Source organism: Acinetobacter amyesii (genome assembly GCF_002018365.1).
Classification (GTDB): domain Bacteria; phylum Pseudomonadota; class Gammaproteobacteria; order Pseudomonadales; family Moraxellaceae; genus Acinetobacter; species Acinetobacter amyesii.
Genome location: NZ_MVKX01000006.1, coordinates 222198 through 242666 on the forward strand (window position 1 = coordinate 222198; position 20469 = coordinate 242666).

19 protein-coding genes and 1 rRNA gene are annotated in these 20469 nt (G+C 42.1%); 8 read left to right on the forward strand and 12 right to left on the reverse strand.

What is annotated here, in order from left to right; all coding sequences use genetic code 11:
- Positions 1–8: 8 nt before the first annotated feature.
- Both B1202_RS11060 and B1202_RS11065 read left to right on the forward strand, forming a co-directional pair.
- A complete protein-coding gene (locus B1202_RS11060) occupies positions 9–815 on the forward strand; it encodes an ABC transporter ATP-binding protein (RefSeq protein ID WP_078190648.1) in 807 nt (268 codons plus the stop codon).
- 347 nt (positions 816–1162) lie between these two features.
- Positions 1163–1783 carry a TetR/AcrR family transcriptional regulator gene (locus B1202_RS11065; protein ID WP_078190649.1) on the forward strand — a complete coding sequence of 207 codons (621 nt, stop codon included), beginning with the start codon at positions 1163–1165 and terminating at the stop codon, positions 1781–1783.
- 69 nt (positions 1784–1852) lie between these two features.
- Here the strand turns inward: B1202_RS11065 and B1202_RS11070 are convergent, their stop codons facing one another.
- The 3 genes from B1202_RS11070 to B1202_RS11080 all read right to left on the reverse strand — a co-directional run bounded on the left by B1202_RS11070 (position 1853) and on the right by B1202_RS11080 (position 5022).
- Positions 1853–2419: a 5'-nucleosidase gene (locus B1202_RS11070; RefSeq protein ID WP_078190650.1), complete on the reverse strand. Its 567-nt coding sequence runs from the start codon at positions 2417–2419 to the stop codon at positions 1853–1855.
- A gap of 118 nt (positions 2420–2537) precedes the next feature.
- Positions 2538–3614 (reverse strand): aromatic ring-hydroxylating dioxygenase subunit alpha, encoded by a 1077-nt coding sequence (locus B1202_RS11075; RefSeq protein WP_078190651.1) that lies wholly within the window; start codon positions 3612–3614, stop codon positions 2538–2540.
- A 259-nt stretch (positions 3615–3873) separates the two neighbouring features.
- Entirely contained in the window at positions 3874–5022 is a 1149-nt protein-coding gene (locus tag B1202_RS11080; RefSeq protein ID WP_078190652.1) for a TDT family transporter, read from the reverse strand.
- 208 nt (positions 5023–5230) lie between these two features.
- Here B1202_RS11080 and ribF point away from each other — a divergent pair, with 208 nt between their 5' ends.
- The 5 genes from ribF to B1202_RS11105 all read left to right on the forward strand — a co-directional run bounded on the left by ribF (position 5231) and on the right by B1202_RS11105 (position 10837).
- Entirely contained in the window at positions 5231–6232 is a 1002-nt protein-coding gene (ribF, locus tag B1202_RS11085) for a riboflavin biosynthesis protein RibF (protein ID WP_078190653.1), read from the forward strand.
- Between the two features lie 63 nt (positions 6233–6295).
- A complete protein-coding gene (gene ileS, locus B1202_RS11090; protein WP_078190654.1) occupies positions 6296–9142 on the forward strand; it encodes an isoleucine--tRNA ligase in 2847 nt (948 codons plus the stop codon).
- Positions 9135–9674 carry a signal peptidase II gene (gene lspA / locus B1202_RS11095; protein ID WP_078190655.1) on the forward strand — a complete coding sequence of 180 codons (540 nt, stop codon included), beginning with the start codon at positions 9135–9137 and terminating at the stop codon, positions 9672–9674. The genes ileS and lspA overlap by 8 nt, the downstream gene beginning before the upstream one ends.
- Positions 9667–10149: an FKBP-type peptidyl-prolyl cis-trans isomerase gene (locus tag B1202_RS11100; RefSeq protein ID WP_078190656.1), complete on the forward strand. Its 483-nt coding sequence runs from the start codon at positions 9667–9669 to the stop codon at positions 10147–10149. Before lspA ends, B1202_RS11100 begins: the two co-directional genes overlap by 8 nt.
- A gap of 145 nt (positions 10150–10294) precedes the next feature.
- On the forward strand, positions 10295–10837 hold the full coding sequence (locus B1202_RS11105) for an NADPH-dependent FMN reductase (RefSeq protein WP_078190657.1): 543 nt from the start codon (positions 10295–10297) through the stop codon (positions 10835–10837).
- A gap of 325 nt (positions 10838–11162) precedes the next feature.
- Here B1202_RS11105 and B1202_RS11110 read toward each other — a convergent pair whose 3' ends face one another.
- From B1202_RS11110 to B1202_RS16460, 3 genes are all read right to left on the reverse strand, one after another.
- Positions 11163–12452 (reverse strand): glutamate carboxypeptidase, encoded by a 1290-nt coding sequence (locus tag B1202_RS11110; RefSeq protein ID WP_078190658.1) that lies wholly within the window; start codon positions 12450–12452, stop codon positions 11163–11165.
- Between the two features lie 490 nt (positions 12453–12942).
- A complete protein-coding gene (locus tag B1202_RS11115; RefSeq protein ID WP_078190659.1) occupies positions 12943–13338 on the reverse strand; it encodes a tautomerase family protein in 396 nt (131 codons plus the stop codon).
- Between the two features lie 35 nt (positions 13339–13373).
- On the reverse strand, positions 13374–13550 hold the full coding sequence (locus B1202_RS16460; protein ID WP_171262641.1) for a hypothetical protein: 177 nt from the start codon (positions 13548–13550) through the stop codon (positions 13374–13376).
- Between the two features lie 260 nt (positions 13551–13810).
- On the opposite strand from B1202_RS16460, the gene B1202_RS11120 reads away from it, so the two are divergent.
- A complete protein-coding gene (locus B1202_RS11120) occupies positions 13811–14851 on the forward strand; it encodes a TauD/TfdA family dioxygenase (RefSeq protein ID WP_078190660.1) in 1041 nt (346 codons plus the stop codon).
- 95 nt (positions 14852–14946) lie between these two features.
- Here the strand turns inward: B1202_RS11120 and B1202_RS11125 are convergent, their stop codons facing one another.
- From B1202_RS11125 to rrf, 6 genes are all read right to left on the reverse strand, one after another.
- A complete protein-coding gene (locus B1202_RS11125) occupies positions 14947–16122 on the reverse strand; it encodes a PQQ-dependent sugar dehydrogenase (protein WP_078190661.1) in 1176 nt (391 codons plus the stop codon).
- 381 nt (positions 16123–16503) lie between these two features.
- Positions 16504–16815: an ankyrin repeat domain-containing protein gene (locus B1202_RS11130; RefSeq protein WP_078190662.1), complete on the reverse strand. Its 312-nt coding sequence runs from the start codon at positions 16813–16815 to the stop codon at positions 16504–16506.
- A 60-nt stretch (positions 16816–16875) separates the two neighbouring features.
- Positions 16876–17694: a toll/interleukin-1 receptor domain-containing protein gene (locus B1202_RS11135; RefSeq protein WP_078190663.1), complete on the reverse strand. Its 819-nt coding sequence runs from the start codon at positions 17692–17694 to the stop codon at positions 16876–16878.
- A gap of 95 nt (positions 17695–17789) precedes the next feature.
- Positions 17790–19139, reverse strand: a complete 1350-nt coding sequence (locus B1202_RS11140; protein WP_078190664.1) for an aromatic acid/H+ symport family MFS transporter — start codon at positions 19137–19139, stop codon at positions 17790–17792.
- A gap of 407 nt (positions 19140–19546) precedes the next feature.
- Positions 19547–20098: a DUF4256 domain-containing protein gene (locus B1202_RS11145; RefSeq protein ID WP_078190665.1), complete on the reverse strand. Its 552-nt coding sequence runs from the start codon at positions 20096–20098 to the stop codon at positions 19547–19549.
- A 228-nt stretch (positions 20099–20326) separates the two neighbouring features.
- Positions 20327–20441: ribosomal RNA gene (rrf, locus tag B1202_RS11150) — 5S ribosomal RNA — on the reverse strand.
- Positions 20442–20469 lie beyond the last annotated feature (28 nt).

The following is a 20469-nucleotide window of genomic DNA, read 5'->3' on the forward strand; positions in this document are numbered from 1 at the left end:
AGCATGTGATGACCGATTTAAGCATAAGCCGTCATGCAGACGACTCAACCCAACCTCAGCGTTCCTCTGTCGAGGATATCAACCCTCATGCGGTGTTGGGCGCAGAGATCCTAATTGAACAACTACACAAATTTTATGGCGATGTTAAAGTCCTTGAGGACCTTGACCTGCATATTCAACCCGGTGAATTCTTGGCGATTGTTGGTCGTAGTGGCTGTGGTAAAAGTACCCTGCTTCGCCTCATCGCCGACTTAGAAAAACCGAGTTATGGCGAAATTAAATTTAAGTCTGCACGTCATATTCGTGAAGGTATCACCAGCGATGATATTCGTGTGATGTTCCAAGACCCTCGCCTCCTGCCTTGGCGTAGCATTGAGAAAAATGTACAACTCGGTTTAAGCAAAGACCAACATGCCAATGCCACTGCACTCCTCGAAAAAGTCGGTTTAAAAGACAAAGCGGGGCTTTGGCCAACACAGCTGTCAGGGGGGCAACGTCAACGTACTGCTCTGGCACGTGCCTTGTCACATAAACCACGCATTTTGCTGCTAGATGAGCCACTGGGTGCGCTCGATGCCTTAACACGTTTAGATATGCAGAATTTGATTGAAAAACTCTGGACTGAACAAGGTTTTACCGCAATTTTGGTCACGCATGATGTAAGTGAAGCCGTGCAGTTGGCAGACCGAATTATCTTGCTCGATAAAGGCCATATTGCCAAAGAATTTCGTGTCGATTTGGCCCGTCCACGAAAAAAAGGCATTGAATTTACTGAACTTGAACAACAAGTCTTACAAGCAGTCTTGGCCACTTAAGCTGTACTTGTGCAGGAAATCATCACTTAAACCGTGTGACTTCCTGTCCTATTCAAGAGCAATATCGCAACATAACCACGTTTGGCATTGAGGGGAGATTTATCGCCTGTTGACAAATACATCACAAAAATTACGACAAATCATATAAATCCATGACTAAAAATAATGATTTATTTAAATTTCACCCTAAAATGATTATTTGAAATATTATGGCATTCGTCGTATTTATTTGACCGTTGAACAGAATAAACTGCCAAAATTCATAAAATTAAAAACGATGATTGTGCACAAATCTGTTGATTTGCCGTACAATTCAATATTCCCTTTTCATTTTCTTAAAAGAGCTAATGGAACAAAAAAAGAGTACCCAGAAACGCCACCAGTTGCTTAATGCAGCACTGGATGTCTTTTCCCTGTATGGCTTCAATGGCGCCAGCTTGGATGAGATCGCACAGATTGCAGAAATGCATAAATCGAATATTTTCTATTACTATGAAAATAAAGAAGCGCTTTATGTTGAAGTTCTGACAACGGTTCTACAAAAGTGGCTTGCTCCGCTACAAATGTTGGAAGCAGACCTTGAGCCTGAAGAAGCGATCACCAATTATCTATTGCAGAAAATTGAAGTATCTCGTACGCAACCGAAAGCCTCACGTTTGTTCGCACTTGAAGTCATTCAGGGCGCACCACACATTCTTGAAATTTTAAAAGGCCCACTAAAAAAATTAGTGAAACGCAAAGCCAAAGTCATTAGCAACTGGCAAGAGCAAGGCAAAATTTCTAAAGATATTGATCCAGAACTTTTAATTCTGAACATTTGGGCAATTACGCAAAACTATGCTGACTTTGCAACCCAAATGGAAATGGTCACTGGAAAAACCTTACGTAATCGCAGTATGCAACAACGGATTATTCAACATACCGTGCATATGATGCTTTACGGTGTAATTCCACGCCCAGAAAAGTAAATTGAATTGGGTCGAATTGGCATACGACCATAGCATTCTATGGTCGCCGACCGAAATTAGCTAAATGCCTTATTTTACTGTTTGATATAATTCCAATAATTTCTTTGCGCCGAATAATAAATTTTCTTCCCAATCCAGATGTGCTGTGTCATTCGCACCATCGGTAATATATTTTACCGATACAAAGCGAACACCCAGTTTTTTACATACTTTAGCGATTGCGTAGCCTTCCATATCGACAAGATTACACGGTACTTTCGGCAGCCCAGTTTCAAAGCTGTCGCCTGTACCACAAATTCCTTTAGGCAAATGACTAAACATGCTCTCTGGCTGAATTTCAGCAGGATGATCGGTATCCATCGGGGTCACCCCCACATCAAAACCCAAAGGCGATACATCCATATCCCGTTGTACAAATTGAGCCACTTCAACCAACGCATGTGCATCAAAATGTGAACTTCCCGCTGTGCCCAAATTCAGTAAGGTATGACATCCGGTTTTTTGAATCACATCAAAGGCTTTAAATGCGGCATTGACTTTACCAATACCACTGTAATGCACTTCAATACCTGCAGCTTCAAATAAGCCTTTAGATTCACTCGGCAATGCCATAATTAAAGCGATTTGCTGACGCATAGCGGTCTCCTCAAATTGATGCCTTCATATAGCATACATTTGCACTTGCGCAGAAAAAATCATCTTCAAAAATCACATTGCTCAGAAAAATAAATTGCTCAAACATATTCCACTACTATCAAATTTGAAATTGCATCGGACGTTTGCCAATAAAAGACGGTGCCAATTGTTGGTCATGACGTAAGGCATCTAAAATCTTTTCTAAGGCAATATGTGCCATATCCCCTCGTACACTATGTGAATGGGTCATTGGCATATGCTCGATGCCAGCTCTTCGCGCTGACAAAATTTTAATGTCTTGTTTGTTGACCACCCAAGTATAGGCATTCACAGCCGGCATCAATGCCTTAGACAGCAATTTTGGAATGGGAAATTTATAACTGACACAGGTATAAACCCGTGACTCATACGGCCCCACAGGGCTAATCAGACTATTAAACACCATGCCCGATGGCTCTCCCCAATGGTATTCCACCAAGGTAATATTCGGCGCGATAAAACTGTCGCGGTGGACTTGTTCAGCACCATGCGGGTTGGTCAGCCATGGCATCATGCCGACATCTGCATCATGGTCATGGTAGTCAACGACTACTTTGCGCGGCCCCACATCTATGGTGGCATTCACGGCTTTTCCCGACTCTGAACGAAACCAGCCTTCATGTACAAATATGGTATGGGTCACATCCATAATATTCTGTGCAACAGCGCCCATCTCGCCATCATAACTGCCGACCATGTAATAGCTGACCCAGCCGGCTTGATCATAAAACGGTAATTTAAATATTTCCGGGCGTTCCTGTTTGGGCTTTTCACCGAGATAAATCCATACCACCCCATCTTGCTCACACACATCAAAACTACGCTGTTTAAATGGATGCGGTTTTTCTGGAAAAAATTGTCCATTGACACTAGGAATATGCGCCACATGGCCATCGCCCTGATACGACCAACCATGATATGGACATGTCACGCAGCCATCAGTCATTTTGCCCTGAGACAAAGGCACGCCACGATGCACACATTGATCGAGCAATGCTGCGGCAGTTCCATCTTTTTGTCGGAACAGGACAATTTTTTTACCATACAGGGTGGCTGAAAAAGGCTGATCTTTTTTGAGTTCTTTAGAGGTACAAGCGACGTACCATTCTTCTAACAATCCTTTGGCATCATCCCAAAAACGGGTTTGATTACACATAATTCGATCCTTATTTTTATCTTTTTTGTTTTAATCCATAAGCCTTGCTCTAGCACCTACACTACAAGCAAGTTTATATCTCGAAGCCAGTTGATCTCTCGAAAATACGCGCAAATTTTATACATGAATGTTTTGCTTGGATAGCAAAATAACGTAACTGCATCACACGCTTGCACAAGCTCTATATTTGTTTGCTGAAATCCGTCAAAGCCAACACGCTATAGTTTTCTTCAACGGATTTACATTCACCCGACATAATTTAAGATGCGCGCTGAGCATCACAATACGCTTTTAAACACGGAGAAAAAAATAAGCTGCCGCGATAAAACCCTTGTATGGTTTTCAGCATCACCAATAACCAAAGCGTACAGAGCAAAACTGCAAAAAAGTTGCCGCACTGTTGGATAGCATTTAATTGCGTATGTTCCGCCAAATGGATGACCGCCAAACTAAAAACGCCGAATGGAAACGTCATCGCCCACCACCCGAGATTAAAGGGTAAATCTCGCAAGTGTTTTAGCGTGATGAGTATAGCGATTCCGAACCACCATATACCAAATCCGAGCAAAACAAGGGCTGCAAACACACCGCCTTGAAGCAACACCTGTCCTAAATCTGCCAAGTCTACCGCTGTCAAAATACGAGGGGCTTGCTCTCCTAAAAGTAACAGCGCTAAAGCCCCTGTCCCAATCGGTCCTAAGGCCAACCAACTGCTGATCGCCATTTCCTTACTTGGAAGTTGATGTAAAGCCAGACGCAGCAACAAGATGCTTAAGATGGCAAATGCTGGAAATACTGAGATTCCCCAAAGCAGATAACTCCCAAACAAAATATGGACAGCATGGGCCTGTGCAGGTAAATGCGCCAACAATAAACCGCCTGAACTGGCAGCCACCTCGCAAGCAACTATCGGCAATAACCATACTGCGGTCATGCCCTGCAGCGCATGTTGCTGACGACTAAACATCAGAAATGGAACACACCATGCAATCGCAATTGCCATCAACACATCGACATACCATAAATATTCAGCCCATGTGATGATGCTCACGCCCAAAAACTCAGTGTACAGCGTGGTGCCAAATTTCAATGCGCCATTGATCAAGGTTGCCAGTGCCATGGGGATTGCCCCAAGAAATAAACTCATCACCGGATGCTGGAAAATCTGCTTGGCTTCTTGTGGGTATAAGATCCATCGGCTGAGATACATGCTGCTAAACAATATGAACAACACGATGCTGATCTGCCATAGCCCTGCTCCAAAGGACCACATCCACTGCGGCGCCACCGCTATAGATGGTAAAATGAGGGCGACCACACCTGTGCCCATTACCACCGTAAACCAGTTTGGGGTGAAATGACGAATCAAGTCTTGTTTATGCTGGAGTTGATAAAATGGCATTTTCATCGCATGATGCTCATCAAAATGGAATGTCTATAGTTTAAGCACACTATTAAATAAGAAAAATTGATTAATATTTATTTTTATAATTTATTTTATTGATAATAAATTCATCTCTGCATAAAAAAACTTGAGTAAAAACACAACAACAAGACGAACGCAGAAGATTATGGCAATATATAGCCCTCAAACATTTTCAACAATTGATTCGCCCATGAAGCTGCTCCGTCTGAATGCTTTAGCGCCCCACTTAGAACTCCCCAAAACTGCCGTGACCATTGGCAATTTTGATGGCGTACATTTGGGTCATCAAGCGATGGTCAGCCAGCTCAAAGACATAGCACAGCAACAAAACTTAAAAACAGCTGTGATGATTTTTGAACCACAACCGCTTGAATTCTTTAAAGCTTATGACGCACCGCCTCGAATCAGTTCACTACGTGAAAAAGTCGAATATTTAACTGAACTGGGCGTCGACTATATTGTGGTGGCGAAATTTGACAATGCCTTTCGTAATCTCAGCGCCGAAGAATTTGCCGATATTTTAAAAAATAAACTCAATACACAAAGTTTAGTTTTGGGCGAAGATCATCACTTTGGCAAAAACCGCCAAGGCAATAGCGAATTTTTACGCCAATACGGCTTCCAAGTCACAGCCCTGCAGAATGTCGAAGTCGATGGCGAACGTGTCAGTTCGACACTGGTTCGTCAGACTTTACAAGCAGGTGACCTTGCCCATGCCGCAAAACTTTTAGGTCGTCCTTATAGCATCACAGGTCGTGTGCATTACGGCGATCAAATCGGTCGCACCATTAATTTTCCTACCATTAATGTGCGTTTAAACCGTCATAAACCTTGTTTAAATGGCATTTATGCAGTCGATGTCATTTGTGAAACCGAATCTTTAACAGATAAAGTAAAAAACGAAAATGCTGACAAATTAGGGGTTGCAGGTTATGCACCCTCTGCCCTGTTTGGTGCAGGGCATGTTGGTACGCGTCCCGCGATTAAACAGGAACATCCTGAATGGCGATTAGAAGTACATTTTCCTGATGTTTCTGCTAATCTGTATGGCCTGTTAATGCGGGTGACGTTCTTGAACTTTTTACATGGCGAAAAGGACTACCCTTCGCTTGAAGCATTGAAAGCGGGAATTGATGACGACGTCGAAAAGCTCCTTGAGTTTCGAGGTCAGCACCCTCATTTCCCCTTTTAAACCCCGATTATTTATTGTAAAACGCGTCAGTCAACGGGCTGATAAATTTGGAAGACAACTTGCATGAGCGATAAGCAAACTCCTGAAAATGCAGTGGATTATAAAGCCACGCTAAACCTCCCAGGTACTGAATTTGCGATGAAAGCAAATCTCGCAGTACGTGAAGCGAAATGGTTAGAAGAGTGGTATGCCGACAACATTTATCAGCAGATTCGTGCATCGCGTATTGGCAAGAAAAAATATGTGCTTCATGACGGCCCTCCATACGCAAATGGCCAAATCCACTTAGGCCATGCGGTAAATAAAGTCCTCAAAGACATCATCATCAAAAGCCGTGTAATGGACGGTTTTGACGCGCCGTATGTACCAGGCTGGGACTGTCATGGTCTGCCAATCGAACTGAAAGTTGAAGAAAAAGTCGGTAAAGTCGGCGTAAAAGTAGATGCCTCAACTTTCCGTAAAGCCTGCCGTGAATATGCCTACACGCAAGTCGAATTACAAAAGAAAGACTTCGTGCGTATGGGTGTGTTTGGTGATTGGGACAATCCGTACCTCACCATGAACTTCAAGCAAGAAGCCGACATCGTTCGTTCGCTCGGTGCAATTGCCAAAGCAGGTCATATCGAACCTGGTCTTAAACCTGTGAACTGGTGTTTAGACTGTGGTTCAGCATTGGCAGAAGCTGAAGTGGAATATGAAGACAAAAAATCAGATGCAATTGACGTTGGCTTTAGCGTTGTTGATTTAGCTGATTTATCTGCACGCCTAGGTGTTACAGTTAGCGATTCTACAGATATCGTGATCTGGACAACTACGCCTTGGACCATGCCTGCCAACCAAGCGGTTGCTCTACACGCTGAACTTGAATACCAATTGGTGAAAGCAACTGGCGAAGACAAAGCAGCGCAAAACTTCATCCTTGCAAAATCATTGGTTGAATCTGCAACTCAGCGTTATGGCTTTAACGCAGTAGAAGTGATTGCTGAATTTGCTGGTGCAAAACTTGAAAACCTAGTACTACAACATCCGTTAATTGCTGAACGCCAAGTGCCAGTAATCTTAGGTGAGCATGTAACTGATGGCAGTGGTACAGGTGCTGTACATACCGCGCCAGGCCATGGTGTGGACGACTATAAAGTTGGCCTACAGTACAACCTGAAAGTCGACAATCCAGTCGGCGGCAACGGTGTGTATTTACCAACTGCGCCAATTTTTGCAGGCGAACACATCTACAAAGCCAATCCCAAAATCATTGCTGCTTTAACCGAAGCAGGCAAACTTTGGGCACATGTGGTGATCAAACATAGCTATCCACATTGCTGGCGCCATAAAACACCGATTATCTTCCGTGCAACACCACAATGGTTCATCAGCATGGATGCAAAAGGTTTACGCCAAGGTGCATTGAACGCGATTGAAAATGACATCAGCTTCGTACCGGATTGGGGTAAAAACCGTATCCAATCGATGATTGAAGGCCGTCCAGACTGGTGTATCTCACGTCAGCGTACATGGGGCGTGCCGATTCCATTCTTCGTGCATAAAGACACCAACGAACTTCACCCGCGTACGCCTGAGCTGATCGAAGAAGTGGCGAAGCTGATTGAACAAGAAGGTATTGATGGTTGGTATAACCGTGATGCGTCTGAGTTTATCGGTACAGATGCAGAGCAGTACAATGCAGTTCGTGACACTCTAGACGTTTGGTTTGACTCTGGAACAACACACTTTGCAGTACTTCGTGAACGTGAAGAATTGCAAGACCCTGCTGACTTGTACCTTGAAGGTTCTGACCAACATCGCGGCTGGTTCCAGTCTTCATTGTTAACGTCTATGGCGATTAATAACCGCGCACCGTACAAAGGCTTATTAACTCACGGCTTCGTTGTGGACGAAAAAGGCCGCAAAATGTCGAAGTCGATCGGTAACGTGATCACTCCACAAGACATCATCAAAGACATGGGTGCAGATGGCCTACGTTTCTGGATTGCGTCTGCAGACTACCGTTATGAAATGACAGCGGGTAAAGAAATCTTCAGCCGTGCATCAGATGGTTACCGCCGTATCCGTAACACATTGCGTTTCTTGTTGGCTAACTTGAATGGCTTCAAACCATCGACAGATGCTTTGCCTGTCGATCAATTGATCGCACTGGATCAATACATCTTGCAACGTGCTGCGGAAGTACAAAAAACCATTCAACAAGCGTATGAAGATATGAACTTCCATATCGTGACTAGCGCATTGACCAACTTCTGTATTAATGACTTGGGTGGTTTCTACCTCGACATCATCAAAGACCGTCAGTACACCACTAAGGCAGACTCAGCTGCGCGTCATTCTGCACAAACGGCGTTGTATCACTTGGTACAAGCATTTGTCCGTTGGATGTCTCCTATCTTGAGCTTTACCGCACAAGAAGCTTGGCCACTGATTCCAGAGCAATCTGAGAAATATGTATTTACTGCAGAATGGTATGACATTCCTGTAGCCTCTACAGCAAATTTAGTGACTGAAGCTGAATGGCAAACCTTGATCACCGTTAAATCTGCAGTGAACAAGTTTATTGAAGCTGCACGTACTGCAAAAACTGTGGGTTCAAACTTATCTGCCAAAGTTGAACTTTGGGCCAATGCTGAGCTGAAAGCTGTTTTAGACAAATTCGGTGAAGAACTGCGTTTTGTCCTCATCACTTCTCAAGTGATTGTCAATGAGTTTGATGCAGCGCAAGGTGAAGCCTCTGACCTTGACGGTTTAAATGTCAAAGTCTCTGCTGCTGACGGTGAAAAATGTGCACGCTGCTGGCATGTACTACCAGATGTGAATACACATCACGAACATCCAGGTCTTTGTTCTCGTTGTATTATTAACCTTCCTACAGGTCAAGGCGAAGAGAGAAAATATGCCTAATCCACAAGAAAAAAAGGGCTTCTTTCAATTCTACCCACACAATTTAGTGTGGGTGGGCTTATCCATTGTTGCCATTATTTTGGATCAATGGACCAAATGGATTGCAAGTACACATCTGAACTACGCAGATCCTGTACCTGTCATGCCCTTTTTAAATTGGACATTGCTACATAACTATGGCGCTGCCTTTAGTTTCTTGTCCGATGCCGGTGGATGGCAACGTTATTTCTTTACTTCACTCGCAGGACTTGTGTCTGTCATTTTTGTATTTTGGCTCATGCGTATGCCAAAAAACGTGAAAGTCCTTCCGATTGCCATTGCCCTGATTTTAGGCGGCGCAATCGGCAACTTAATTGACCGTGTATCTTTAGGTTATGTGGTGGATTTCATTCACGTGTATTACAACAACAGCCACTTTCCTGCATTTAATATTGCAGACAGTGCCATTACTTTAGGCACGATTCTGCTTCTTATCGATACGTTTTTCTTAGAAAAACACCGAATTCAACGTGCGGAAGCGCAAAATGACTGATTTTATCAATCCTAACGAGGAAACTCGTATTGAAGAAGGCTCTAAAGTAGACCTTCACTTTTCTGTTGCTATTGAAAATGGCGTAGAAATTGACAATACCCGTAGCCGTGCTGAACCTGTCAGCCTTGTCATGGGTGATGGCAGCTTATTACCGGGTTTTGAGAAAGCTTTATTCGGTTTACGTGCAGGTGACCGCCGTACCGTGAGCCTTCCTCCTGAAGATGCATTTGGTCCATGGAACCCTGAAAACGTACAAAAATTCGATACCGTCAAATTTGAGCAACGTCCTGTCGAAGGCCATATGATTGAGTTTGAAGATAAAGCCAAACAAAGTCTGTATGGAGTGATCAAAACCGTAGGTGAAGACATTACCGAAGTGGATTTCAACCACCCTCTAGCCGGTAAAAATATCACCTTTGAAGTTGAAATTTTCAAAGTGACCCCTGCCGGTCAACAAGGCGTGAAACTGATCTAAGTTTCAGCAAATAAAAAGCTCCTTCGGGAGCTTTTTTTATCACTATTTTTATAACTATCAATCGACTCGATACATTTTCTGTATATGCAACGGACCGTTTTCATATTAATTTAATGCAAGACTTTAAAACAAGACAGGAAATACGATGAAACTTCATATTATTGTCGGCAGTGTCCGCGAAGGCCGTACGGCAATTAAGATTGCCAACTGGCTACTTTCAGAAATCGAAAGCTATGACTACAGTACCGTAGAAACTGAAATTGTCGATTTAAAAGAATGGGATCTGCCTATTTTTGCAGGCGCACATCCACCATTAACCGGGATTTATGACCAACCCAAGCAGCAAGCATGGGCAGATAAAATCGCGCAAGGCGACGCATTTATTTTCATTAGCCCTGAATACAACCACGGCTACAGCCCTGCGCTCAAAAATGCGTTGGATTACCTCGGTAAAGAATGGGGCGGAAAACCTGCGGCATACGTTAGCTATGGTGGCACCAATGGTTCACGTTCAATTGATCAAATTCGCCAAGTGGCAACTCAATTGGGCTTAATCGACAGTAATGCTGTGGTTGAAATTCGTGACATTTTCACGCGTAATCAAGCAGATAAATTCGAACCGAATGAATTTGACAACAAAGCAGTTAAAGCAATTTTCAAAAAATTACTGCAATATGTGAGTGCTTAATTGTAGCCGTTCGCGTGATAAATGCCGCCTTTTGTAGGTTCAGGCTTACATTATTTTCGGCAGATGGCAGCTATACGCCATGCATCATCCACGATAAAGTTAAAGCATACAGAGACAGGACGTCACTGAACATAAAACAACAATGATAAGACCAAGCAGGAAGCTTACGGTAGGACAGGAGTTATACCGCTAGAATGAATCTGAAAAAGCCTCGACAGGATGTCGGGGCTTTTTTCATTTCAAATGCTACATAAGAATAGCTCTAACATGAGCCACAACCAAACTCAAGGCCATGGCTCATTAGATCTCACCCAATCGGATGCGATTACTTTTTAGAAGTTTCCACAATTAAGCGGGTCACCAAGTACAAACGCGGCACGATAGAATCCGTCAAAATATATTCAGCTTTATCTGAATGTAATCCATCTCCAGACATACCGATTCCTTCAATGATCGCGGCTTTCGAACTAACCCCAGCAAAAGCGGCATCGGTACCACCACCCCAAGCGGTCGTTTCAACTTTCATCGGCAGCTTTAATTCATTTGTGTAAATCTGCTGGGCTGTCGCGGCTAATTTTTTGGCTTGTGGACTGGCTTCTAAAGGTGGACGACGGACTTCAAATTTGACCTCGACCTGACTTTCCGCCAATTTTTTGGTTTTGACTTTTTGCTTCAAGGTTTTTTCCAATTCAGCAAAATCTTGTGGTTTTAAGGAACGAGCATCTGCCTGCGCTGTCGCATGGTCAGGAATCACATTTCGGGTTTTTCCAGCCGTCGCAACAGTCCAATTCAGCTTTAAACCCGTTTTCGGATTGGATAGATTTTCCAATTGTTGAATCTGAAAAGCCAGTTCTGTCAAGGCATTGACCCCTGCTTCAGGTTTTACCCCCGCATGCGAACCTCGCCCTTTAATATCTAAATAAGCCGCACCAATCCCACTGGTGGCTAACATCAAGCTTCCGTCTATACCACCGGTTTCAAAGGAGAGGACAACGTCCTGATTTTGAGCCGTATCCATGATCAATTGGCGCGAGCCGGGTGAACTGATTTCTTCATCTGAATTAATTAACACTGTAATGGTGCCATAATCTTGGTACTTCAACTGTTTCAGTATATCCAAAACATGAATCACTGCAGCAACACCCTGCTTGTCATCCAAAATACCCAAGCCATAGGCTTTATTACCGTCTATGCGAAACGGTTGACCTTGTAATTGGCCCTTTTGATACACCGTATCGTTATGCGCCAACAACATAATGTTCGTTTTACCTTTGCCTTTTAGTACCGCTTTTACAATCGGTCCTGTCTGATCTGGCGCACCATCGAGTTTCATGATGTCTTTGGGCTGAATCACGTTCACCTCAGCCCCTGTGGCTTTTAATTGCTCAGCAACCACCTTGGCAATTTGATTCAATCCCTCAATATCTTTACTGCCAGATTCAATATTGACCAAGGTTTTCAAGGTCTCTAAATAACCGTGTTTTTGACTTTCTGCAATTTTCTTAATCTCTTGTGGTGATGCTGCCCAACTTGCTGAAGCACTAAGCGCAATAACGCAGCCTAATGCGAGCTGAAGTTTTGATGTCGTCCGTTGTTGTGTAAGTGTTCTTAGCATCGATCTTATTCCCTGTATATTTTTCATTATGAATTTTTAATGTCTGATAAATTAGTTCACCATTCAACCAATTAATCGCAAAAATATGTAACACCGCTGATAAAGCTTTTTGTCACTTCAAAACTAGCTTCCTGCTGTTTTAAAAGTGGTTTAGATCGATTTGGATGCATAGATCTAGCGGTCGAGAGCCTAGATGCTGTGCAATACCTTGAAGAAACGGTCAGAATGAAAATTTACGTGTTGTACGTTTTGGCTTACATCAGATGCGGATAATAGACACTATTCACGTTATTGGATTACTTTTATATTAAGGTCATACAGCGACAGGATGTCACTGAACATAAAACAACAATGATAAGACAATGAGCAGGAAGCTTAACGGTAGGACAGGAGTTATACCGCTAGAATGAATCCGAAAAAGCCCCGACAGGATGTCGGGGCTTTTTTCGTTTAGGCTTCATGAAAGCAACAATCCATGTATATGCACAGACTAAACATCGACCTGAAAACCTAAATCGACATCACAAGCGGCTTGACCACCTCGTATCCCCCAGTTTTCTTGAGGGCTTTCGCGTAATGTAATGATGATATGGTCGGCTGGAATGCCAAATTCCACCAAATTTTGCACCAGCATTTGATATAACTTACGCTTGGTTGCTACGGTTCGTCCCGCAAAACAATCAATGGTGATATGTGTAAATCGCTCAGGCTGTGTCAAATGATCAAACACCTGAAACCGATGTGGCACATGCACTTGTAAGCGTATATTGCGGTCATATCGAGGCAGTTGAAAACTCTGTTGTAAGGCGTCAAAGACAGCATTCATCAGCTGTTGTTCTTGTTCTATGCTGTATTGCATCCGTATATCGATTTGTGTTGCAGGCATGCGCGAAACTCATTGTTGTTATTTAGATCACTACATTAACAGGATTTAGCGGCGTTCTGCTGTAGGCATTTACCTACAGCACTTGCAGTATTTACGCCTGTAGCCTCAACAGCAACGCGCCTATAGTAAGAACATACAGAGACAGGATGTCTTGCAATAAAAATAAATAATGCACATGCAGCAGGAACGCTGATCGGTATGACAGGAGTCATATCTTTAGAATGAATCTAAAAAGCCCTCGATAGGATGTCGAGGGCTTTTTTTCATGTCGTCATTCATTCAGCGATCGCACTCTATTCGTCGAAAAATCGCAATTTATCAACAATACTTACATCACAACAGTAAAACTGTACTTATAATCGGCAAAGATTTTAGACAGAATAACGGCTGCGAGTTCAGCAGCTCGAACTGTCAGCGCTTAGGGATTAGGCGACAACAATAAAAATTGAATTAAAAAATTAGAGAATGACCTATGCAATTGCAACAGCAACAACTGAATAGTTTTACCCGCATTTTTCATGCCGCTCCAGAACACAATAGCCCACAAGATCTTGCACAATATATTGGCGCGCATCGACAAGAGCTTTTACAACAAATCCATGAAAATGGCATCTTACTGTTTCGTGGTTTTAACATCGAGCAACCCGAACAATTTAACCAACTGATTGAACAATATTTTCAGTTTACGCCATGGAATGCATTTAACCCCAATATGCCCAGCTGGGTTGCATCTTGGATGCGAAAATACAGCGAGAACTTGCTCGGCGCAGGCGACTACCGTCGTTATATCGACCGCAACACAGTGCAATTGGGTCCAGTCGAAAACTCGGTACAAGGCCCACATGTTGAAGGCGGTGTGCGCTCAGAACGCTCGCGTTATATCGCCTTATTTTGTCAGGAACCTTCGACGTATTTGGCAGAAACAGGATTTAATAACTTAGAGCAGATTTGGGAGAATTTTCCGAAACATCTACAGGAAAAATATCTCGGCGCATGGAACCATTTTTCTTATGTCTCGGCGCGCGAGGTGGGGCTATTTGATCGGTTATTGCTGAAAAAGAGCCCGTTTAGTCTAGAGATTCGACAAGATAAAAAAGCTAAACTGACCTTACAGCGTTCGCCACTGGTGATTCATCACCCCGATACGAAAAAACATGTCATTCAGCCATGGGCTTTTGCCAATAATACCAATCCATTTGCCCATCAGGCCGCGAAAAATTGCTTTGAAAATCGAGGGGAGATTGAAATCGATTCGACAGCGGACGGCATGCAACTGACTTGGGAAATTTACACGCCAGAAGGTCAACAAATTGAATGGAGCGATGCCGAAAAGCAGCAATTTTTTGATGCGATGTATAAAGATGCTCTGCTTTTGCAGTGGCATAAAGGCGATGTTGCGATTGTTGATAATATTAAAATTGCACATTGGCGGATGAATGGAGAACAAGGAAATCGTAAGTTGATTCAAATTCAAGCCAATGCATTTAATGCCGATGAGCACTATGCGGCTTAGCTGATGAATTTAAAATTCGTGCAGGCCTGTATGTGAAAAGCCCCGTAGGGGCTTTTTTTTTTATTTTTTGAATTTTTTTGTTTATTTTTTAGCCGCTATTTTGGCTCAATTTTGAATAACCATGCTTTTTCACCGTCTTCAATCCCCCAAATGGCGCCATCTTTGGCTTCAATCAAGCCACGGATCCGCTGTTTCATGTCGATGCGCTGGATTTCTGTTACTGGTTGATGTGCTGTGTCTACTATCACGATTGCTTGAGACGACAAACCACCAATCAGCGCTTTATTTTTCCACAAGGGGAACTTTTGCCCTTGGTAAAACATCAAACTCGACGGTGAAATCACCGGTGTCCAGCTGATGGCAGGCGCTTCAAATTCAGGCCGTGTATGATGATCAGGAATCGGCTGATCATCATAATGATCACCATTCGACACATGTGGATAGCCATAGTTTTTCGCACGCTGCACGAGATTTAACTCATCACCGCCTTTTGGTCCCATTTCGGCTACCCAAAGCTGCTGTTTTGCATCAAATGCCATGCCTAAAGGGTTACGGTGCCCGAAGCTCCACACTTGCTTTGCAACCTCGCCTTGGGTCTGAAATGGATTATCTACAGCAGGTGTTCCATCACTATTTAAGCGTAGTACTTTACCCAAATTTGACTGCAGATCTTGTGCAGGATCAAACTTCTGACGTTCGCCCGAACTCACCCATAATTTTCCATCTGCACCAAACTGCATTCGGTGTGAATAATGGCCTTGACCTTCTACTTTTGGAATTTGCCTCCAAATGATTTTTCGCTGTTTTAAACTTGGCACAGCTTCATTGAGGTTTAATGTGGCTTTTTCGATGACAGCGCCATAGCCGCCCTGTCCTGCTTCTGCATAGCTCAGGTATATCTGATGATTTTTTTCAAACTGTGGATCAAGTGCAATATCACCTAAGCCGCCTTGTCCACCATAGGCAACTTTGGGAAGGTTTTTCACCTGTATTTTCTGCTGGTTTTGAGGATTAAAGATAATTAGCTGACCTTTTCTTTCAGTCAGCAATATACGGCCGTCTGAGAGCGGCTGGATGGCCCAAGGCTCATTAAATTGAGCGATTTTTTGTATTTTAAAGCGCTGTTCTTGCTGGATTTGTGCCGATTTTTGAGCTTGGTTTGGTGTTTGCTCTTGTGCTGTAGTTGTGGTGTTTTCCGCATGGCATGCGGCAGTCATCAATATGCCAACGATAAGGCTAGGCGTTCGAAAATATTGTATGCATTGTTTCATTTACTGTTCCCTTCCCTTTTATAATCATTTGATTCTAATCAATTAATCAGATGATTTTTCTTTGGAAAGGTAACAGAATAATTTTGTACGTTTTGGCTTACATGACATGCAGAAAATTGCGGCTTTCCAAGTTCCTGAAACAGGCCTAATCTACAGTTATCAGGAGACAGGAAGTTTCCGAAACATAAAACAATAACAATAAGTTTCTGCATCAGGACGTGAGATATGACAAGGAGTTGTATCTAGAACACGAAATACGAAGAAAACCCCGACAGGATGTCGGGGTTTTCTTTTTCTATCTATTAATTTTTTATGACCCATTAAAAAAATCCCCCAGATTCAGCTGGAGGATTTCACGATCATGATTTTGCGCAATCGGACTTAGAGGCTTTTCAAATACGCCACAACATCGTCATGACCTGCCATTTCTGCAAGTTCTAAAGCGGTATATTGGGTTTTGTGCTTTACATCTGCACCTTTGCCTACCAATAGCTTCACTACGTCTAAATAGCCGTTTTCTGCTGCTGCATGCAGTGCGCTGTAGCCTTCTTCATCGGCAGAGTTTACGTCTGTGCCATTCGCCAAAGATTTTTCGACTTCTGCAAGTTCACCTAAAGATGCCCAGTACACCAGTTCAGGCAGATGCAGTTCTTCATCGTCTTCAGGGATTGGGGAGATAGAATTAAATTGCATGTGATTGGCTTCCAGAATTTTCTAAAGTATTAAAGCTTTCATAATTAGAGTCAACATCGTTTATGAAACACTAAAATGGGTTTCTACATCTCTAATAAATCTTTCTCTTTTTCTTTCCCATGTTGAAAAACTCAATTTATTTTTAAATTTAAATAATTCTTCTATTCTTTCTTTAAAACTGTTTAATTTAGTAATGTCATTAATTATTAATCCTTGGGTCAAAGGAATAACACCTTGAATATCGCTATAACTTAATGGTGGAACTACTATAGGTATATGTTGCTTCGACAACGCCCAAGCAGCACCCATTTCACATAAGCAGACCTTACTTTCATAAAAATTTTCTGTAAGCACAAAAAGAACTAGTACGTCAGATGATAGCTCCTTTCTAATTTTTTCTAAAAAGTTTTCGCCCAATGGAATGCCATATCCTTCAAATGAAGAACAGAAGATTTGTTCCGATTCAACACCTATAGATTCTAATAGTTCAATAATCTCTTCAATAATTACCTTATCTTTTGTTGCATGACTTATGAATATCTTTTTTAGCTCTTTAATGTTTGAATTAGTACTTTGATTGGACGCTGAATAATCTAAGGTTTCATTAAAGTCTTCTAGAACAGCTTTTAATATACCTAATCCAATATTAATCTGACTCATATGAGGCGTTGATACTTTTGAAAAAAATTCAGTGTAATAAGGACTAGATAAACCACAATTATTTTTCAAAAAAGAAAGTGCTTGAATTTTCCAAGTAGTAAATAACTCTAAATTACAAGTAGCAAAACCTATTACATTAGGTGCATTAGGTTTATGTGTTTTTAAAACACTATTACCGTTATCAATCAATTTTTGAATTTTATCTAATTGTGCAGTCATTTTTATCTCTATTTAAAATAATCAATACTTTATTTTTTAATATATTACATAAAAAGGCCCCCTTTCGGAGGCTTTTCTTTTTAAAGAATCACAACTTAAGCTTTGGCTGTAGTTGCTTCTTTAACATCAATTTTATCACTGTCATTTTCATGCATAATCAATGCAACCGCGATCGCAGTAATCAGTACAGGTAAACCCACCGCCATAAAGTTGAAATGTGCAGGTAAGTTCATACCGAGCAAACCACCAATCAAAATTGGCCCTACAATCGCGCCCATACGACCAATTGCAGAAGACCAACCAATACCCGTCGAACGTACAGCAAGTGGGTAATACTGCGCCACATAGCTGTACAACAGCATTTGCGAACCAATAGATGCAGCACCTGCCAAGAACACCAAGATGTATAGTAAGAACTGATTTGATTGGAAGCCCATCAAGCTCATCACAATCGCGCCCATCATACCCAAAACCATCAGCACAGGTTTTAAATGGAAACGGTCAGCCAAAATACCACCGCCAACAATACCCACAACTGCACCCACGTTCATGACCATCATGAACATTAAGCTGTTATCCATAGAATAACCGGCTGCCATCATCAGTTTTGGTAACCAGCTGCTTAGCGCATACATGGTCAATAGGCACGTAAAGAACGCCACCCAAAACAATAATGTATTTACGGCACGACCACGGCGGAACAAACTCACCACGTTAGCAGCTTCAGGCACGCTTTCTTGAGGCAAAGTGAACACTGTATTTTCAGTCACTTTCACTTCAGGTGCTAAGCGCTTCACGATACTGCGGGCTTTTTCCTGTTTGTTTTCTTTCACCATAAATGCCAAAGATTCAGGTAAAAATTTCCAAATCACAGGTAAAAGGAAAAGTGGAATACCCGCAATAAAGAACATGATTTGCCAACCAAAGTCAGGGGTGAACCATGAACCTAAAAGTGCCGCCATCACACCACCGACTGCATAACCACTAAACATCGTCGTTACTAGTGTGCTACGCATCTTCTGCGGCGCGTATTCCGACGTTAAAGCCACAAGGTTAGGCATTACACCGCCAATCCCTAAACCAGCCAAGAAACGCAAAATACCAAATTCTGTTGGATTCGACGCAAAACCACCAGCAAAGGTCAAACCACTAAATAAAACGATACAGATCATGATGACTTTTTTACGGCCAATCTTATCTGCTAAAGAACCAAAGAACATGGCACCAAACATCATGCCTGCGAGCGCAGTACTGGCAAGCATCCCCGCTTGCATTGCACTTAAGCCCCAGTCTTGCATCAATAATGGTAAAACCACGCCATTAATCGCTAAATCGTAGCCATCAAATAAAATAATCAATAAGCACCAAGCCACTACATTGAAGTGGAACGGGGTAAATTTAGCCTTATCGACTACAGAATTTATGTCTATTTTTTCCGTTGTCATCGTTCTCATCTCCCATGAGTACTTGTCCATAACATTCATTGAATTTTTAAGTAAAATTCAACAGCCACGGAATATACGGAACAGTGTTTTCTAGGGATATTAGACGTATGTTTAATAAATCTATTCGCTTATAAGTGCATGTTAATTGTGTTATTTTTCATGTTTTAGTTTAATTATTAAACATTATCAGTATATGATTATTTAACTTCTTTTTTTAAATCATAATGTCCTTGTTTTTAGGTCTAATTCTTCTATTCTTTCATTAAACTTCAGAACGACACACCATCATTTATTTCTATCTTTAGTTTAGAAAAATTTTAAATGTCTAAAAAACAAACGCAATTACATCTTTAGAAAAGCTCGCTTTAACTCTCTTGATTGTTTTAAATACCTTGATAGCGCTGAGATTAAGCAATCACCAACTTACAGCGAAATCCACGAGACGCATAATATGACTGCGCGCCATTATGGTAGCTAAATACATGATCATAACGTCGGTCACAAAACAGTGCCCCACCCTTTTGCCGAATATCTGCTGGCGTCACGATCCAGCTCGAAGTCTTTAAATCGAAATGAAAAACTTGCTGTATCGCTCGATAGTCTTCTTCTGTCAGTAGCTCAGCACCGATGTCTCGAACCATGTCTATAGCATTATTTTTGGGAGGATGATCCTTCCGATTCTCCAAGGCATCACGGTCATAACATAAGCTTCGTCTAGGCTTTGGCGACTCTAAGCTGCAATCATAAAATATCAGGTCATGAGATTGCAGATTCAGCGTCACAATATCTGGCTCACCGCCTGTTTTTTCCATTTCGATTAAAATTTTTAGTTTTGAGGGCTGTGCTATCAATTGTTTTTTTACATCATCCCAAAGCAATTCTGGATGACGCTGCATATTTGCCTCAAAGCGTTGCTGCAATATCTCTAAAATAGAGACTTCATCAAGATCTTGGAGCATTTGCACATCCTATTGTTTTTATACCTTGGCGACTAAACTTCACTATAAAGAATATAAGCTCACCTTGATGTAAATTTTTAGCGCTGTTTAGCCTCATTCTTTTTAAATATCTCTCGTTTTCCTATTTTTGTGCTTTAGCTTTTTCTACTTTTATAACGTTCTTTTCCTTTTTTTTCTTCCGACATAAAAAAACACCCCCTGAGATATCAGGGGGTGTTTCGAATAATGAGCTGGCGATGACTTACTCTCACATGGGTAACCCCACACTACCATCAGCGCTAAGAGGTTTCACTTCTGAGTTCGGGAAGGGATCAGGTGGTTCACTCTTGCTATTGTCGCCAGCACAACTGTTATGGATACTTGCTTAGTCT

What these genes read in the sequence shown, in the direction of transcription:
- ileS (WP_078190654.1), top strand. Translation starts at nt 6,296, where the DNA reads ATGAGCGATAAGCAAACTCCTGAAAATGCAGTGGATTATAAAGCCACG.
- ribF (WP_078190653.1), top strand. Translation starts at nt 5,231, where the DNA reads ATGAAGCTGCTCCGTCTGAATGCTTTAGCGCCCCACTTAGAACTCCCC.
- B1202_RS11105 (WP_078190657.1), top strand. Translation starts at nt 10,295, where the DNA reads ATGAAACTTCATATTATTGTCGGCAGTGTCCGCGAAGGCCGTACGGCA.
- B1202_RS11070 (WP_078190650.1), bottom strand. Translation starts at nt 2,419, where the DNA reads ATGCGTCAGCAAATCGCTTTAATTATGGCATTGCCGAGTGAATCTAAA.
- B1202_RS11140 (WP_078190664.1), bottom strand. Translation starts at nt 19,139, where the DNA reads ATGACAACGGAAAAAATAGACATAAATTCTGTAGTCGATAAGGCTAAA.
- B1202_RS11120 (WP_078190660.1), top strand. Translation starts at nt 13,811, where the DNA reads ATGCAATTGCAACAGCAACAACTGAATAGTTTTACCCGCATTTTTCAT.
- B1202_RS11130 (WP_078190662.1), bottom strand. Translation starts at nt 16,815, where the DNA reads ATGCAATTTAATTCTATCTCCCCAATCCCTGAAGACGATGAAGAACTG.
- B1202_RS11125 (WP_078190661.1), bottom strand. Translation starts at nt 16,122, where the DNA reads ATGAAACAATGCATACAATATTTTCGAACGCCTAGCCTTATCGTTGGC.
- B1202_RS11060 (WP_078190648.1), top strand. Translation starts at nt 9, where the DNA reads ATGACCGATTTAAGCATAAGCCGTCATGCAGACGACTCAACCCAACCT.
- B1202_RS11145 (WP_078190665.1), bottom strand. Translation starts at nt 20,098, where the DNA reads ATGCTCCAAGATCTTGATGAAGTCTCTATTTTAGAGATATTGCAGCAA.
- B1202_RS11110 (WP_078190658.1), bottom strand. Translation starts at nt 12,452, where the DNA reads ATGCTAAGAACACTTACACAACAACGGACGACATCAAAACTTCAGCTC.
- lspA (WP_078190655.1), top strand. Translation starts at nt 9,135, where the DNA reads ATGCCTAATCCACAAGAAAAAAAGGGCTTCTTTCAATTCTACCCACAC.
- B1202_RS11065 (WP_078190649.1), top strand. Translation starts at nt 1,163, where the DNA reads ATGGAACAAAAAAAGAGTACCCAGAAACGCCACCAGTTGCTTAATGCA.
- B1202_RS11075 (WP_078190651.1), bottom strand. Translation starts at nt 3,614, where the DNA reads ATGTGTAATCAAACCCGTTTTTGGGATGATGCCAAAGGATTGTTAGAA.
- B1202_RS16460 (WP_171262641.1), bottom strand. Translation starts at nt 13,550, where the DNA reads ATGACTCCTGTCATACCGATCAGCGTTCCTGCTGCATGTGCATTATTT.
- B1202_RS11115 (WP_078190659.1), bottom strand. Translation starts at nt 13,338, where the DNA reads ATGCCTGCAACACAAATCGATATACGGATGCAATACAGCATAGAACAA.
- B1202_RS11100 (WP_078190656.1), top strand. Translation starts at nt 9,667, where the DNA reads ATGACTGATTTTATCAATCCTAACGAGGAAACTCGTATTGAAGAAGGC.
- B1202_RS11135 (WP_078190663.1), bottom strand. Translation starts at nt 17,694, where the DNA reads ATGACTGCACAATTAGATAAAATTCAAAAATTGATTGATAACGGTAAT.
- B1202_RS11080 (WP_078190652.1), bottom strand. Translation starts at nt 5,022, where the DNA reads ATGAAAATGCCATTTTATCAACTCCAGCATAAACAAGACTTGATTCGT.